Here is a 15,149-nt window from a genome sequence, read left to right on the forward strand (position 1 = left end):
CCGGCCGACGAACGGTCGGCTGACGAACATCTTTACGAGGCCGGGGGCGCGGCCTAGGCTCGCGCCCCATGACCTCACAGCGCAAGGGAGTTCGGCGTGCCGTGGCGCGGCTCGCCGCGGTCTGTCTGCTGGCCGCCGGCCTGGTGGGAACCACGCAGGCGGCGGCCGGGACACCCACGCCCGGCGAGGGGCCGGTCGTCGTCCCCGTGCAGACCACCGGGCCCGCCGACAAGCGGTTCAACCTGGTGTTCATGGGCGACGGCTACACCGCGGCGGAGATGCCGGCGTTCCGGGCGGACCTCGAACGGCATCTGAACGCCCTGTGGAGCATCGAGCCCTTCGCCTCGTACCGCTCGTACATCAACGTGTGGGCGGTGGAGGTCCCCTCCGCCGAGTCCGGCGTGGACTGCGACCCCGGTCTCACCGCGCCCGCCCGTGACACGGCGCTCGACATGGGCTTCTGGGGCGGCTGCGATCCGGACAGCGTGCAGCGGCTGCTCACCGTCGACAGCCGGAAGGCCGGCGCGCTTGCCGACCTCGTCCCCGGCACCGGCCGCGCCAACCGTCAGATCGTCGCCCTCGCCCACAGCGACACCTACGGCGGCGCGGGCGGGAGTTACGCCACGGCCTCCGGCGGCAACGCGCTCTCCTCGCTCATCACCCCGCACGAGATAGGCCATTCGCTGGGCGGCCTCCAGGACGAGTACGACTACTACGCGCGCGGAGTCCCCGGCGAGGCCTACGAAGGACCCGAACCCTCCTCGGTCCACCACACCCTCCTGACCGAGGACCAGATGCGGGAGCAGCGGGCCAAGTGGTGGCGCTGGCTCGGCGAGGAGAGCGAGTCGGGCGGGGTCATCGGCCGCCACGAGGGCGGGATGTACAGCACGAAGGGCGTCTGGCGGCCGAGCCGGCACTCCCTGATGAAGACCCTCGGCTACGCCTTCGACCAGGTGGAGCGCGAGGTGATGGTCCGGGCGATCTCGGCGAAGGTGGACCTGGTCCAGGACCACACCCCGGACACGGCGCCGATCGGGGCGGACCGCACGGTGTGGGTGGACACCCTGCACCCGGTGGGCGGCGCGCTCGCCGTGACCTGGAGGCTGGACGGGCGGACGCTCGACACCCGCGGCGCCCGCACCGTCGACCTGCGCGGGCTGCGGGTCTCCCCGGGCACGCACACGCTGACGGCGACGGTCACCGACCCGACGCCCTTCGTCCGCGACCCGGCGGTCCGCGCCTCGGCGGCGCTCACCCGGACCGTCGGCTGGACGGTGGACCCCTCGCTGACGACGGTGCGGGGTCCGGAGGATCGCGGCTTCACCGGGTACACCCCGACCGGTTCCCCCGTCGGGGCCCGGAGCGTCGTCCACGCGGACACCACCCACGCGGTGGACGGCACGCCCGCCGTGCGCTGGCGTCTGGACGGGCGGCCGGTCGCGACGTACGGCCGCGACGACCGCGACCTGGACCTGCGTGCGCTGCGGATCGCGCCCGGGACGCACACCCTCACGGCCCGTCTCGCGGGCACGGACGAGGAGTTGAGCTGGACGGTGGACGCCCGTCCGGCGACGGCGGCGTACGAGCTGTCCGAGCCGCTGCGGACGGTACGGCGTCCCGGGCGCCCGGTGGAGTACGTCTACGACGGGGCGTTCACGATGCGGCTGACCGCGCGGGACGACCGGGAGGGCGCCGTGGTGAGCCAGTTCCGGGTCGACGGCGACGGCTGGTACACGTACTACGGCTGGCCGACGGACGCCGACGCGCCGTTCCGCTTCTCGCCGGGCGGCACGGTGATCGACGATCTCGTCTACGGGAAGCTGGGCCGGAGCCGGGCGGTGCCGTGGGACGACGCCAGCCCGGACTACGGCACGCACACCGTCGAGTACCGCACGATCGACGCGGCCGGCAACATCGGGCCGGCGCGGAGCTTCCTGGTGACGCTGGTGGAGGGGTAGCGCGAAGGGGGCCCGTCGGCGGGCCCCCTTCTCGTTCTGCTCGGGGTCAGGGCTTGCGGGCCACCGCGGCCCACCCCGGGATGGGGTCGTCGCCCTGGACCGGGACGGGCTCGCCCAGCTCCGGGTGCCATTCGGCGGTGAGCGAGACCCCGGGCTCGACGAACTCGAGGCCGTCGAAGAACGCGGCCAGCTCGTCGCGCGAGCGGGGCCGCAGGGTCAGCCCGCGCGCCTTGTACATGGCGGCCGCCTTCGCCGCGCCCTCGGGGTCGAAGTCCCCGGTGACGTGGGAGAGGACGAGATAGCTGCCCGGCGCGAGCTTGTCGACGATCTTGGAGACCAGTTCGTACGCGCCGTCCTCGTCCCCCACGAAGTGCAGCAGGGCGAGCATCGACAGCGCGATGGGCTGGTCGAAGTCAAGGACCTTTCCGGCCCTTTCGAGGATGACCTCGGGCTCGCGGGCGTCCGCCTGGATGTACTCGGTGGCCCCTTCCGGGGTCGAGCGCAGCAGGGCGGCCGCGTGCGCGAGCACGATCGGGTCGTTGTCGCAGTAGACGATGCGGGACTCCGGCGCGGCCTCCTGCGCGATCTGGTGCAGGTTGGGCTCGGTCGGGATGCCCGTGCCGACGTCCAGGTACTGGCGGACGCCGTGGGCGCTGAGCCAGCGGATGGCGCGGTGCATGAAGGCCCGGTTGACGCGGGCCATGTCCCGGCCCCGGGCGTCGACGGTGAGGAGCTGACGGGCCATCGCCTCGTCGACCGGGTAGTTGTCCTTGCCGCCCAGGAACCAGTCGTACATGCGCGCCGGGTGCGGCTTGCTGGTGTCGATGCTCTGTCCGCCGTGAGGGGATGCGGGGTCCTGGGTCATCGGCTCTCCTGGTCGGGATGAACGGGTGGCACTGAAACAAGAGTTACGCGATGGTAGGGGTGAGGCGGAAGGTTCAGGTCAGCAGAAAGTCAGCCTGACCTGATTTCGCGCCCTGGATGAAAGCGGCGATCTCCCCGTGGGTGTAGATGAGCGCTGGTCCTTCAGGGTCTGCGGACTGTCGCACGGCGACTCTGCCGTCGGCCAGCTTCATGGCCTCCACGCAGTTGCCCCCGTTCCCGCCGCTCCAGGGCTTGTGCCAACCCTCGGCACCGAGCTCGGCGGCGGGCATGCCGTTGTATATGCGATCCATTCACAGCTCCTTGCGGAGATTCCGGAGAATCTCCTTCGTGCGTTGTGCAGTCGCGGCCTGCGCCGCCATGCGGTCCATGACCTCCAGGTGGGAAGCCACCTCGGGACGCGCGTCGAGATAGACGGCGCCGGTCAGGTACTCGCTGTAGACCATGTCCGGGAGTTCGGGCATGGCGAAGCGGAAGAGGACGAACGGCCCGTAGGTGCCCGGATGGTGGCCGGTCGCGAACTCCGCGATCTGCAGGGTGACGTTCGGCAGCTCGGACGCTTCGAGCAGCCGGTCGAGCTGGTCGCGCATCACTTCGGGCCCGTCACCGACCGGCCGGCGGAACACCGTCTCGTCCATGATCACCCAGAGTTTGGGGGCGTCGTCCCTGGTCAGCAGGGACTGGCGCTCCATCCGCAGGGCTACATGCCGATCGATGTCCTCTTCCCGGGCGGCGTCGCCGCCACCGCCGACCGCCCCGCTGCGCAGAATGGCGCGGGCGTACCCCTCGGTCTGGAGCAGACCGGGGATGAACTGGGGCTCGTACGCCCGGATGAGGCTCGCCGCCCCCTCCAGGCTGACGTACATGGAGAACCAGCCGGGCAGCACGTCGTGGAACCGCTGCCACCAGCCGGGGAGGTTGGCCTCCTCCGCGAGGGCGACGAAGCCCTCCGCCTCGGAGTCCGTGATCCCGTACTCCTTCAAGAGGAGCTGCACGTACGGAATCTTCAGCGCGACCTCGGCGGTCTCCATCCGCCGGACGGTGGCCGGGGCCACCCGGAGGATCTTCGCGGCCTCTTCCCGCTTCATGCCGGCCCGCTCGCGCAGGTCCTGCAGACGCTTTCCGAGGACGACCTGTCCCACCGTGGGGGCGGACCGCGGCTCGCTCACTTCAGACCTCCCCGACGCACTGTTTCGACGAGTGTGCCATGAAGCCCGGCCAGAGAGAACACAGCACTCTGCAATTTTCAGAGTGCCCCTTGCCAAGTGTCCGAAGCAGGAGGACAGTGTTCCGGTGAACCAGTACACGCTGCCGCCGTGCGCCACCGCGCCACGGCGACAGCGCCGTACGGCAGTCCTGCCCACTGTTGTGAGGAACCGGTCGTGGCTTCTGGTAACGCGCAGCCCTCAGGTCTCATGAGCCCTGCAGCCCCTCGGGTCATGGCCCAGCGCCCACCGCAGCACACCGATCCCGTCCGGCGTTTCGCCTTCGAGCTCCCGGCCCTCACCTCCTCGGTCGCCCGCGCCCGCAGGCTCGCGGAGGAGCGGCTCATCCTCTGGGGCTGCGGCCCCGAGATACGCGACACCGTCGCCCTGGTCGTCTCCGAACTCGTCACCAACGCCGTCGTGCACACCGCGAGCGACCGTGTCGTCTGCGAACTCCGCGAGGGCGAGGACACCCTGCGGATAGCCGTACGCGACGAGGGCGGCCCCGCCGGACCGCGGATACGCGACTGCGGCGAGGAGGAACGCGGCCGCGGACTCCTCATCGTCGACGCGCTCTGCACCGCCTGGGGCGCCGACCGCACGGGCCTCGGCACGGCGCAGGTCGTCTGGGCGGAACTCGCCCACGGCATGGGGGAACCGTGCTGAGGTCGATGCGCATCCTCCCGCGGGCCTTCCGGCCCTTCGAAGCCTCCGTACCGGCCCCGCGCCGCTCACCGGAGTCCCCCCGGGGCGCGCACGAGCTCGGCACCACCCGCCTCTCCGTGCCCGTCGGGCTGCACACCGGCCTCGGCTGCGACGCCGTCGGCGTCCCCGCCCGCTTCGGCTTCAAGATCCTCTCCCGCCTCCCCGCCAAGGGCTGCGTCTACGCCGACTCCGACTGGTGGTGGTGGCTGGTCCCCGCCGGCTCCGACCACGACGTCACCTGGCCGCTGCCCGCCTGCTACGCGCGGGGCGCCGAGATCCCGGACCGCGGTCCGCGCCTCATCCACCACCCCGACGGCACCTCCCCGTACACGCCGCCGATCCCCCTCTACCTCCTCGTCTGCCAGCTGACGGGCATCGCGCCGTCCTGGTCGGCCCCGCCGGTGAGCACCACGCTCTGACGCGCGGGCCCGCCGACGCCCTAGGCTCGGTGCCATGTTCACCCCGCAGGGTCCCAGCCTCCGCGAGCTGACCGTCCAGGCCCTCTCCTCGGTCGAGCACGGCTACGACCTGCTCGCGACCAAGTTCGACGCGACCCCCTTCCGCACCTCCGACCGTCTCCTCGCCGCCGTCGCCGACACCCTGGAGACCCTCGGCCCCTTCGACTCCGGCCTCGACGTCTGCTGCGGCACCGGTGCCGGTCTCGGCGTGCTCCGCTCGGTCTGCGCGGGCCGGGTCGCGGGCGTCGACTTCAGTACGGGCATGCTGGCCCGGGCCCGCGGCGCCCACCCGGCCGCCGACCTGGTCCGCGCCGACGCCCTGGCCCTCCCCTTCGCGCCCGCCTTCGACCTGGCGGTCAGCTTCGGCGCCTTCGGCCACTTCCTCCCGGACGACCAGCGCACCCTCTTCGCCCAGGTCCACGGCGCCCTGCGCCCGGGCGGCGCCTTCGCCTTCCCGCTCCCCGCCCCGCCGCCGGTCGGCTCCCGCCTCTACTGGACCCTGTGGGGCTTCGACGCGGCGATGCGCGTCAGGAACGCCGTCTGGCGCCCGCCGTTCGTCATGTACTACCGCACCTTCCGCCTCGCGGACGTCCGCGCCCGCCTGGAGGACGCGGGCTTCGACGTCACCCTCGTCCCGGTCGAGCCGCTGGGCCGCCGGGAGGGCGGAAGCCCGCGCTGCAGGCTCGTCGTGGCGCGAAAAGGCTCCGGGTGATCCCGCCCGAAACCACATGCACGGTTCTCACCTCACGGTCGCGGTCCCATCCCGGCGAAGAGCGCGGCCAGAACGCGGTCGACGTACGCGCGGGTCAGCGGTTCCTGCGTGACCAGGAGGCGGAAGTACAGCGGGCCGGAGAGGATCGCCATCGCCAGGTCCAGGTCGAAGTCGGGCGACAGCTGGCCCTGGTCCCGTGCCGCCCTCAGGCGGGCGACGGTCTTGTCCTCCTGGGGAGCGATGAACCGCTCGTTGAGCGCGGCGGCAACCCCGGGGTCGTGCTGGGCCTCGCCGACCAGGGCCCGGAAGAGGGGGCCGAAGGGCGCCCCGGCCAGCAGGTCGACGGCCTCGTGGATCTGCCGGCCCAGGTCTGCGACGACATCACCGGTGTCGGGGTAGTCCAGGGCCGACTCGCTGAGCGAAAGCAGCGAGTCGAGCAGCAGGGCGCCCTTGGAGGGCCATCGGCGGTACACGGTGTGCTTGCCGACGCCGGCGCGGGACGCGATCGCTTCGATGCTGAGCTTGGCGTAGCCGAGCTCCTGCCCGAGTTCCAGCGTGGTTCGCATGATGGCTTCGGTCAGGTCGGGGCCGCTCCGACGGGCGTTGGTCATGCCCCCACAGTAACGGCACGGCACGTGCCGTTCTTGACAGTGCTCCCCGACGCGGGCACGCTTCTCAACACATCGGCACGGCACGTGCCGTGCCGCCACGCACGCAGAGGACGTCCGTCATGCCCGTACCCGCCGACCCCACCGTCCTGCACCCCATGCCCGACCAGCCACGGGTGGTGCTGCTCAAGCCCCTGGTCACGTCCCCGCTGATCGAGGTCGGGGAGTTCTCCTACTACGACGACCCCGAGGACGCGACCGCGTTCGAGACCCGCAACGTGCTCCACCACTACGGACCGGAGCGGCTGGTCATCGGCAGGTTCTGCGCGCTGGGCACCGGGGTGCGGTTCCTCATGAACGGAGCCAACCACCGCATGGACGGCCCCTCCACCTTCCCCTTCCCGACCATGGGCGGCTCCTGGGCCGAGCACTTCGACCTGCTCACCGGTCTGCCGAACCGCGGGGACACGGTCGTCGGCAACGACGTCTGGTTCGGCCACCACGTCACCGTCCTGCCCGGCGTGCGCATCGGACACGGCGCGATCGTCGCCGCCGGCTCCGTGGTCACCAAGGACGTCCCCGACTACGGCATCGTCGCCGGCAACCCGGCCGGCCTCGTCCGGACCCGCTACAGCGACGCGGACATCGCCCGGCTGCTCGCGCTCGCCTGGTGGGACTGGCCCGTGGAGCACATCACCGAGCACGTACGGACCCTGATGTCCGGCAGTGTCGACGAGCTGGAGAACGCGGCCCCCGCCCTCACCGAACCGGAGAAGTCATGACCAGCAGGTTCACCGAACTGGTCGTCGACTGCCACGATCCGGAGCGGCTCGCGGCCTTCTGGTGCGCGGTCCTGGACTTCAGGGTGCTCGACCGGAGGCCGGGCAAGGTCGAGATCGGGTCCTGGGAGCCGACCGTCGAGGCCGTCAGGGCCGGCCAGATGCCGCCGACGGTGGTCTTCATCCAGGTGCCCGAGGGAAAGACGGTGAAGAACCGGCTCCATCTCGACGTGAGCCCGGTCGACGTCTCCACCGACGAGGAGGTCGCCAGGCTGCTCGGGCTCGGCGCCACCGCGGTGGACGTGGGTCAGGGACCCGACCGGAGCTGGGTGGTCCTGGCCGATCCCGAGGGCAACGAGTTCGACGTCCTGCGGACCCTGGCCCCGACCGCCCTCCGGGACCAGGCTGCGGTCAGGCCTTCTTGACGACGCTCGACTTGAGCTGCATGGCGCCGAAGCCGTCGATGCGGCAGTCGATGTCGTGGCCGTCCACGCCGTCGACGAGGCGGATGTTGCGGACCTTGGTGCCGGCCTTGATGCCGGAGGGGTTGCCCTTGACCTTGAGGGCCTTCACGACGGTCACGGTGTCGCCGTCGTTCAGGACGTTGCCGACGGCGTCCTTGACGACACGCTCACCGGGGGCGTCGTCGGCGGCTCCCTCGGAGGGGACCCATTCGTGGGCGCATTCCGGGCACACCACGAGATCGTTCATCTCGTAGGTGTATTCGCAGGAGCATTCGGGGCAAGGGGGAAGGTTCTCGTTCACCCCCACAGGATAAGCGTCGGTTGTGGCCGTGACCTGGGGCGATGCTTCCGGGGAAACGATAAGTGCCGGTCGATTCGAGATCGACCGGCACTTCGTGTGGTGTCCGAGGGGGGACTTGAACCCCCACGCCCGATAAAGGGCACTAGCACCTCAAGCTAGCGCGTCTGCCATTCCGCCACCCGGACTAGGTGTGATTGTCGTTCCGGGGTTTCCCCCGCGGCGACTGAGATAACTCTACCAGGGGTTCGAGGTGCCTTTCACCAGCGTTTCCCGTGGTCAGTGGGTGGGAGCCCGGCGCCCCCCGACGCCGGCTCCGTGGGGCCACCTTGACGACCGCGACGCGGTCCAGGCCAATCCCCCGGCGGGAGTCCGTCAGGTCGTGGACGGCCGGCGCACCTCGGCCAGGCGGGCCGAGACCACCACGTTGCCCGCGTAGCCGCCCTCCTCGGTGAAGGTGCCGCCGCAGGTGATCAGCCGCAGTTCGGGGACGCCCGAGTCGCCGTAGACCCGCTCGGCGGGGAAGCCCTCCTTGGGGACGACCTCGACCCCGTACACCGCGAAGACGGCGGTCGTGCCGTCGCGGCGGGCGATCTCGACGCGGTGGCCCTTGGTGAGGGCTCCGAGGTCGTAGAAGACGGCCCTCCCGTTCGGGGTGTCGACATGGCCGACGACGACGGCCGTGCCGCGCTCGCCGGGGGTGACCGCGCCGGTGAACCAGCCCGCGAGCCGGTCGTCCTCGGGCGGCGGGGCCTCGATCCAGCCGTCGGCGTCGACCCCGACGCCGGTGACCGGCGCGTCGATGCGGACGGCGGGGACGCGGACCCGCACCGGGGGCGAGGCGGGCAGCGGAGCGGGCACGGGGGCGAGCGCGGCGAGGCCGGCGCGGGTCCCGTCGGGGGCGGCCGCGGCGAGGGGCTGCGGCGGCCCGTCGGCCCCGGACGCCCCCGTACCGCCGCGCACGAGGTGCACGCCGATGAGGAGGACGACGGCGATGACGCCCCAGGCGCCGCGTCGTCCGGTGCCGGCGTGCTGCGGGCGTTCGGTGTCCCGTGGGCTCTCCGTGCCGTCCGACCACCCCACGTCCGCCCTCCTCCGTGTTCCGCACGTGTTGGCGCCCCTCCGCCCCGGACCTCGTCACACCGGGGCGGAGGGGCCGTTTCAGGCGCGGCCGTCGGCGCGGCGGCGGGTGAGCACGACGGCGGCGCCGAGTGCTCCGGCGATGAGCAGGACGCCCGTGACCACCTCGGTGGCGCCGAGCCCGGCGGGGTCCGTGCCGGCGGCGGTGCCGTAGCCGGCCTTGACGCCCTTGGTGGCTCCGGTGTGCGTGCCGGTGCCGGTGTCGTGCCCGGTGTTCCCGCCGGCGTCACCGGCGATGGTGAGCTGGGTGGTGCCGCGCTCGCCCTTGCAGTCGAAGGTGATCTCGACCTGGCTGCCGGCCTTGGCGTCGACGTCCACGGTCGCGGTGCCGGGGCGGCCCTCGTCGAGGGTCACGGTCTCGAACACGGTGGAGGTGACGGTCACGGAGGGCACTTCGCAGCCTTCGGACGTCAGGGTGACGGTGCCGCCGGGGGCGATCGTCGCGGGGGTGACGGAGAAGCCGAACGACGTGATGTCGTGGTTGCCGTCGTCGGCCAGGGCCAGGGGCGCGACCGACACGACGGCGATGGCGCTGAGCAGAGCGGCGGAAGCGGCACGTATCGCGCGCATGGCGGTCCTCCAGATCGGGCGGGGGCCCGGACGCGGAGCGATTCCGTGTCCGGTAGGGGACGACCCCCACCGCGATCGAAGCTAGGTCCGCCCCCGGCGCGCCGCCACGGGGGCTCCGCCGAACGGGGCACGGCGGCCCGGAGGACCACCGGCAGGACACCCCTACGGGACGCGGACGACCTGTCCGGCGTACGAGAGGTTGCCGCCGAAGCCGAAGAGGAGGACCGGGGCTCCGGAGGGGAGTTCGCCGCGTTCGACCAGCTTGGCCAGGGCGAGCGGGATGGAGGCGGCCGAGGTGTTGCCGGAGTCGACGACGTCGCGGGCGACGACGGCGTTGACGGCGCCGATCTTCGCGGCGAGCGGCTCGATGATCCGCAGGTTGGCCTGGTGGAGGACGACGCCCGCGAGGTCCTCGGGGGCGATGCCGGAGCGCTCGCAGGTCTGCCGGGCGAGCGCGGGCAGCTGCTGGGTGGCCCAGCGGTAGACGGACTGGCCCTCCTGGGCGAAGCGGGGCGGGGTGCCCTCGATGCGGACGGCGTTGCCCATCTCCGGGACCGAGCCCCACAGGACCGGGCCGATGGCGCCCGTGTCGGTCTCGACGGCCTCGACGATCGCGGCGCCGGCCCCGTCACCCGTGAGGACGCAGGTGGTGCGGTCGGTCCAGTCGGTGATCTCGGTCATCTTGTCGGCGCCGATGACGAGGGCGCGGCGGGCCGCTCCGGCCCGGACCGCGTGGTCGGCGGTGGCGAGCGCGTGGGTGAAGCCGGCGCAGACCACGTTGAGGTCCATGGTGGCGGGCGAGCCCATGCCGAGGCGGGCGGCGACCCGGGCGGCGGTGTTGGGTGAGCGGTCGATCGCGGTGGAGGTGGCGACGAGGACGAGGTCGATGTCGCCGGGGGTGAGGCCGGTGTGGGCGAGGGCCTTGCCGGCCGCGTGGGCGGCGAGCTCGTCGACGGGCTCGTCGGGTCCGGCGACGTGCCGGGTGCGGATGCCGACCCGGCTGAGGATCCACTCGTCGCTCGTGTCGACCAGCTCCGCCAGTTCGTGGTTGGTCAGCACCTTGGCGGGCTGGTAGTGCCCGAGCGCGGCAATGCGAGTGCCCGTCATTCTCGGGACCCCCTAGGTGGTTCGTTCGTCCGGCAGGAGGTCCCAGTGTTGTCAGCGACTGATCAGTAACAGGTGACGTAAACCACCAATATTCCCCCGTACCGCTTGGCCGACCGTGACAAGGCCCCGGGCGGGGCACGGCTCCCCGCCCGGCCCCGGACGTGCGTTCGGTGGAGGAGTGTGTCGGAGAATGGGGCCGTCAGGGCCTTCCCGGCCTTCCCGCGGAGAGAATCGAGTGCGTCACGATGGGACGGGTCACCGAGCGACGGCGTGTCCTGCGGATCCGCGGGGGTGCGGTCAACACGCGGCCCGACACCCTGGTGGCGGAGGAGCCGCTGGAGATCCGGCTGAACGGGCGCCCGATCGCGATCACCATGCGCACGCCGGGCGACGACTTCGCGCTCGCGGCGGGGTTCCTGGTGAGCGAGGGGGTCCTGGCGGCGGCCTCGGACGTGCGGAACATCGTGTACTGCGCGGGCGCCACGGAGGACGGCCGGAACACGTACAACGTGGTGGACGTGCAGCTGGCCCCCGATGTGAAGGTCCCGGACATCTCCCTGGAGCGGAACGTCTACACGACGTCCTCGTGCGGGCTGTGCGGCAAGGCCAGCCTGGACGCGGTCCGCACCACGGCCCGCTTCCCGATCGCCGACACTCCCCCGCTGCGGATCGCCCCCGAGCTGCTGTCCCTGCTCCCGGTGCGGCTGCGCGAGGCGCAGAAGGTCTTCGACTCCACCGGCGGGCTGCACGCGGCGGCGCTGTTCACGGAGGACGGCGAGCTGCTCGACGTACGGGAGGACGTGGGCCGGCACAACGCCGTGGACAAGCTGGTCGGGCGGGCGCTGCGGGAGGGACTGCTGCCGCTGGAGCGGGCGGTGCTGCTCGTGTCGGGGCGGGCCTCGTTCGAACTGGCGCAGAAGGCCGTGATGGCGGGGATCCCGGTGCTCGCCGCGGTGTCCGCGCCGTCCTCGCTCGCCGTGGACCTGGCCGCCGAGACGGGCCTGACCCTGGTCGGCTTCCTGCGCGGGCCGGACATGAACGTGTACGCGGGCGAGCACCGGATCGCCGTATAGCCGCTCTCAGTTCTTCGGCGGGTCGATCATCTGGAGGGTGAGGGTCGCCGGCGGCGGGGCGATGCCGGGGCCGCCCGCGGCCGTCCAGGCGAGGATGTCGTCGAGGCAGTCCTCGTCCAGGGTGAAGCCGACCCACGCCGCCCGCCCGCCGCGCCGCCGGCCCTCGGTGGAGGGCTGGACCACGACGACGTTCGCCTGCGCGCAGGGTCCGAGGCAGTCGCTCGTACGGACGGCCAGGCGGCCGCCGGAGGCCGCGGCGGCCTCGCGGAGACGGGCGAGCTGCCCGGCGTGGTCGGTGCCGGGGTTCTTGCGGGCGTCGCCGCAGCAGCAGCCGCGGCAGACGACGAGGGAACAGGGGCGGGCCCCGTACCGTATCGGCACCGGGGTCACTCGGGGCCGCCCAGGGTGATCGCGGAGACCGGGGCGACGCTGCCGAGGCGCGGGAAGTCGAGGTCGACGGAGGCCCGGTGCTCGTCGGCGGTGAGGGCGGCCATGGCGTCCTCGGCGAAGACGAGGTCGTAGCCCAGGTCGCAGGCGGCGCGCGCGGTGGACTCGACGCCGAGGTTGGTGGCGATGCCGCCGAGGACCAGGGTGGTGGCGCCGAGTCCGGTGAGCAGCTCGTGGAGTCCGGTGTCCTGGAAGCCGCCGATGGTGCGCTTGACGACGACGGGGTCGCCGTCGCGGACGAGGTCGGGGACGAGTTCGCTGCCGGGCGGCTGGGTGTCGACGTTCGGCCGCTCGACGCGGATGTGGACGACGGGCGCGCCGGCGGCCCTGAAGGTGTCGGCGAGCCGGGCGGAGGCGTCGAGGACGTCGGTGCCGGGGCGGGGGGCGAGGGGCAGCGCGACGATGCGTTCCATCAGATCGACGAGGACGAGTGCGGTGCTGCCGGGATCGAGTGCGGGCAGATCGTGAGCGGGCATGGGAGCACCGTAGCGGCCCGGATGATCACCACGGGCGGGCCGTGGGTGTGATCCGGCCGACGGAGGGGCGTACGGGCGCGCGTCACGGGCCGCCCGGCGTCGGGACCTCGGGGGCGCGGACGGCTTCCGGAGCCGCGGGGGTGCGTACGGCTTCCGGAGCCGCGGGCGCGTCCGTCGGCTCCGGGTCGGCGGCGCGGCGCTTCGCGATGACCGCGCAGACCATCAGCTGCATCTGGTGGAAGAGCATCAGCGGGAGCACCGCGAGGGAGGCCTGCGGGCCGAAGAGGACGCTCGCCATCGGCAGCCCGGCCGCGAGGCTCTTCTTGGAGCCGGCGAACTGGATCGCGATCCGGTCGGCCCGGCCGAAGCCGAGGCGGCCGGCCCCGTACCAGGTCACGGCCAGCATCACCGCGAGGAGCACGGCCTCGACGGCGAGCAGCAGACCGAGCCGGGCGGGGGTCACCAGGTGCCAGATGCCGGCGACCATGCCCTGGCTGAAGGCGGTGTAGACGACGAGGAGGATCGATCCCCGGTCGACGTATCCGAGGACCTTCTTGTGGCGGAGGAGGAATCCTCCGACCCAGCGGCGCAGGAACTGCCCGGCCAGGAACGGCACGAGGAGCTGGAGCACGATCTTCAGGAGCGCGTCGGCGGACAGGCCGCCCGCGCTGTTGCCGAGGAGGAGCGCGGCGAGCAGCGGGGTGAGGACGATGCCGGCGAGCGAGGAGAACGAGCCGGCGCAGATCGCGGCGGGCACGTTGCCCCGGGCGATCGAGGTGAACGCGATGGAGGACTGGATGGTGGACGGCACCAGGCAGAGGAAGAGGAAGCCGCTGTAGAGCTGGGGGGTGAGGACCCCGGGGACGAGGCCGCGCGCGGCGAGTCCGAGCAGCGGGAAGAGCAGGAAGGTGGCGCCGAGGACGGTGAGGTGGAGCCGCCAGTGCCGGAGGCCGTCGAGGGCCTCGCGGGTGGAGAGCCGGGCCCCGTAGAGGAAGAAGAGCAGGGCGACGGCCCCGGTCGACGCGCCTTCCGTGACGGTCGCGGCGGCCCCGGAGGCGGGGAGGAGCGCGGCGAGGGCGACCGTGCCGAGCAGCGCGAGGACGTACCCGTCGACGGGGAGCCGGGACGGCAGGCGAAGGGGGCGGCGCGCGGTGCGGCCGGGCGTACGGGGGGTCATGGGCTCCACTGCTCTGCTGGGGGTCGCGCACGTCCATCCTGCTCCACGGGCCGGTGATCGGGAATCCCGTACAGTGCTCTGACTGTCATCGCGGTTCGCGATAACGTCGAGGGGTGTACGAGCCGACGCAGCTGCGCACCTTCCTCGCCGTGGCCCAGACGCTGAGCTTCACGCGGGCCGCGGACCGCCTCGGGCTTCGCCAGTCGACCGTCAGCCAGCACGTGCGGCGCCTGGAGGAGGCGACGGGCCGTCCGCTGTTCGCCCGGGACACGCACCGCGTGGAGCTGACGGAGGACGGCGAGGCGATGCTCGGTTTCGCCCGCACGATCCTCCAGGCCCACGAGCGGGCGGCGGCCTTCTTCGGCGGGACGCGGCTGCGGGGGCGGCTGCGGTTCGGGGCGTCCGAGGACTTCGTGACGACCCGGCTGCCGGAGATCCTGGAGTCCTTCCGGCGCGAGCACCCCGAGGTCGACCTGGAGCTGACGGTCGAGCTGTCCGGGACGCTCCAGGCCCGGCTCGCGGCCGGCCGTCTCGACCTGATCCTGGCCAAGCGGCGCGGGGCCGAGAGCGAGGGCCGGCTCGTCTGGGAGGACACGCTCGTCTGGATCGGGGCGCCGGGGCTGCGGCTCGATCCGGACCGCCCGGTGCCGCTGATCCTCTACCCACCGCCGGGGATCACCCGCGCGCGGGCCCTTGAGGCCCTGGAGGCGCAGGGCCGGGCGTGGCGGATCGCGTGTACGAGTTCCAGCCTGAGCGCGAACGTGGCGGCGGCCCGGGCGGGGCTCGGGGTGATGGCGCACACGCGGGGCCTGGTGCCGCCGGGGCTCGTCCCGGTGCCGGCCCGCGCGGGGCTCCCGGAGCTCGGGGACGTGGGTTTCGTGCTGCGCAGGGGGCGCCGGGGCGGGGAGACCCAGGAGGCGGCGGACGCCCTCGCGGAGGCGATCCTGGCGGGCGGCGACCGCCTGCACCGGCCGCGCTGAGCGGGGGCGTCGGGCCTCCCACCTGCCCACCTGCCGCCGTGCCCTGCGGGCGGCGAGAAGGCGCCGGCCCGGTGCTTCGGGGGCGGGGGCGTGAGTGGTCGGCGCAGATT

The 15,149-nt window shown here is 72.7% G+C and carries 19 protein-coding genes and 1 tRNA gene; 8 read left to right on the top strand and 12 right to left on the bottom strand.

What is annotated here, in order from left to right:
• Positions 1-68: 68 nt before the first annotated feature.
• Positions 69-1,958, top strand: coding sequence for a M64 family metallopeptidase (locus tag ACFYX3_RS20065; RefSeq protein WP_389015031.1), 1,890 nt, complete (start codon positions 69-71; stop codon positions 1,956-1,958).
• A gap of 46 nt (positions 1,959-2,004) precedes the next feature.
• Here ACFYX3_RS20065 and ACFYX3_RS20070 read toward each other — a convergent pair whose 3' ends face one another.
• The 3 genes from ACFYX3_RS20070 to ACFYX3_RS20080 form a co-directional block, all read right to left on the bottom strand.
• The gene (locus ACFYX3_RS20070; protein WP_389015034.1) at positions 2,005-2,823 is read right to left on the bottom strand and encodes an SAM-dependent methyltransferase; all 819 of its coding nucleotides are present in this window, start codon (positions 2,821-2,823) and stop codon (positions 2,005-2,007) included.
• Between the two features lie 73 nt (positions 2,824-2,896).
• Entirely contained in the window at positions 2,897-3,133 is a 237-nt protein-coding gene (locus ACFYX3_RS20075; protein WP_015037566.1) for a DUF397 domain-containing protein, read from the bottom strand.
• Positions 3,134-4,009: a helix-turn-helix transcriptional regulator gene (locus ACFYX3_RS20080; protein WP_359516089.1), complete on the bottom strand. Its 876-nt coding sequence runs from the start codon at positions 4,007-4,009 to the stop codon at positions 3,134-3,136.
• 270 nt (positions 4,010-4,279) lie between these two features.
• Between ACFYX3_RS20080 and ACFYX3_RS20085 the strand changes: the two genes are divergently transcribed.
• The 3 genes from ACFYX3_RS20085 to ACFYX3_RS20095 are packed head-to-tail and all read left to right on the top strand — an operon-like array spanning position 4,280 to position 5,920.
• A complete protein-coding gene (locus ACFYX3_RS20085; RefSeq protein WP_376591638.1) occupies positions 4,280-4,711 on the top strand; it encodes an ATP-binding protein in 432 nt (143 codons plus the stop codon).
• A gap of 5 nt (positions 4,712-4,716) precedes the next feature.
• Entirely contained in the window at positions 4,717-5,169 is a 453-nt protein-coding gene (locus ACFYX3_RS20090; protein ID WP_389015039.1) for a hypothetical protein, read from the top strand.
• Between the two features lie 34 nt (positions 5,170-5,203).
• A complete protein-coding gene (locus ACFYX3_RS20095) occupies positions 5,204-5,920 on the top strand; it encodes a class I SAM-dependent methyltransferase (protein WP_389015042.1) in 717 nt (238 codons plus the stop codon).
• A 32-nt stretch (positions 5,921-5,952) separates the two neighbouring features.
• Here ACFYX3_RS20095 and ACFYX3_RS20100 read toward each other — a convergent pair whose 3' ends face one another.
• A complete protein-coding gene (locus tag ACFYX3_RS20100; RefSeq protein ID WP_389015045.1) occupies positions 5,953-6,531 on the bottom strand; it encodes a TetR/AcrR family transcriptional regulator in 579 nt (192 codons plus the stop codon).
• 119 nt (positions 6,532-6,650) lie between these two features.
• On the opposite strand from ACFYX3_RS20100, the gene ACFYX3_RS20105 reads away from it, so the two are divergent.
• Together ACFYX3_RS20105 and ACFYX3_RS20110 are read left to right on the top strand one after the other, a co-directional pair.
• The gene (locus tag ACFYX3_RS20105; protein WP_389015048.1) at positions 6,651-7,310 is read left to right on the top strand and encodes a CatB-related O-acetyltransferase; all 660 of its coding nucleotides are present in this window, start codon (positions 6,651-6,653) and stop codon (positions 7,308-7,310) included.
• Positions 7,307-7,732 carry a VOC family protein gene (locus tag ACFYX3_RS20110; protein ID WP_382652267.1) on the top strand — a complete coding sequence of 142 codons (426 nt, stop codon included), beginning with the start codon at positions 7,307-7,309 and terminating at the stop codon, positions 7,730-7,732. Before ACFYX3_RS20105 ends, ACFYX3_RS20110 begins: the two co-directional genes overlap by 4 nt.
• Here the strand turns inward: ACFYX3_RS20110 and ACFYX3_RS20115 are convergent.
• From ACFYX3_RS20115 to ACFYX3_RS20135, 5 genes are all read right to left on the bottom strand, one after another.
• Positions 7,719-8,072: a zinc ribbon domain-containing protein YjdM gene (locus tag ACFYX3_RS20115; RefSeq protein WP_389015052.1), complete on the bottom strand. Its 354-nt coding sequence runs from the start codon at positions 8,070-8,072 to the stop codon at positions 7,719-7,721. The two genes, ACFYX3_RS20110 and ACFYX3_RS20115, sit on opposite strands and share 14 nt — an antisense overlap.
• A 97-nt stretch (positions 8,073-8,169) precedes the next feature.
• Positions 8,170-8,257: transfer RNA gene (locus tag ACFYX3_RS20120), tRNA-Leu, on the bottom strand.
• Positions 8,258-8,444: 187 nt separating this feature from the next.
• A complete protein-coding gene (locus ACFYX3_RS20125; protein ID WP_389015055.1) occupies positions 8,445-9,152 on the bottom strand; it encodes a class F sortase in 708 nt (235 codons plus the stop codon).
• Between the two features lie 78 nt (positions 9,153-9,230).
• Positions 9,231-9,779: a hypothetical protein gene (locus ACFYX3_RS20130; RefSeq protein WP_389015058.1), complete on the bottom strand. Its 549-nt coding sequence runs from the start codon at positions 9,777-9,779 to the stop codon at positions 9,231-9,233.
• 162 nt (positions 9,780-9,941) lie between these two features.
• On the bottom strand, positions 9,942-10,886 hold the full coding sequence (locus ACFYX3_RS20135; protein ID WP_389015061.1) for a beta-ketoacyl-ACP synthase III: 945 nt from the start codon (positions 10,884-10,886) through the stop codon (positions 9,942-9,944).
• 245 nt (positions 10,887-11,131) lie between these two features.
• Between ACFYX3_RS20135 and fdhD the strand changes: the two genes are divergently transcribed.
• Entirely contained in the window at positions 11,132-11,959 is an 828-nt protein-coding gene (gene fdhD / locus ACFYX3_RS20140) for a formate dehydrogenase accessory sulfurtransferase FdhD (protein ID WP_389015064.1), read from the top strand.
• Between the two features lie 6 nt (positions 11,960-11,965).
• On the opposite strand, the gene ACFYX3_RS20145 is transcribed toward fdhD, so the two are convergent.
• The 3 genes from ACFYX3_RS20145 to ACFYX3_RS20155 form a co-directional block, all read right to left on the bottom strand.
• Positions 11,966-12,349, bottom strand: a complete 384-nt coding sequence (locus tag ACFYX3_RS20145) for a (2Fe-2S) ferredoxin domain-containing protein (RefSeq protein WP_389015067.1) — start codon at positions 12,347-12,349, stop codon at positions 11,966-11,968.
• The gene (locus tag ACFYX3_RS20150) at positions 12,346-12,882 is read right to left on the bottom strand and encodes an isochorismatase family protein (protein ID WP_389015070.1); all 537 of its coding nucleotides are present in this window, start codon (positions 12,880-12,882) and stop codon (positions 12,346-12,348) included. Before ACFYX3_RS20150 ends, ACFYX3_RS20145 begins: the two co-directional genes overlap by 4 nt.
• 82 nt (positions 12,883-12,964) lie before the next feature.
• Positions 12,965-14,059, bottom strand: a complete 1,095-nt coding sequence (locus ACFYX3_RS20155) for a bile acid:sodium symporter family protein (RefSeq protein ID WP_389015073.1) — start codon at positions 14,057-14,059, stop codon at positions 12,965-12,967.
• A gap of 113 nt (positions 14,060-14,172) precedes the next feature.
• On the opposite strand from ACFYX3_RS20155, the gene ACFYX3_RS20160 reads away from it, so the two are divergent.
• Positions 14,173-15,039 (top strand): LysR substrate-binding domain-containing protein, encoded by an 867-nt coding sequence (locus ACFYX3_RS20160; protein ID WP_389015076.1) that lies wholly within the window; start codon positions 14,173-14,175, stop codon positions 15,037-15,039.
• Positions 15,040-15,149 lie beyond the last annotated feature (110 nt).

Source organism: Streptomyces sp. NPDC002463 (genome assembly GCF_042889835.1).
Lineage (GTDB): Bacteria > Actinomycetota > Actinomycetes > Streptomycetales > Streptomycetaceae > Streptomyces > Streptomyces nymphaeiformis.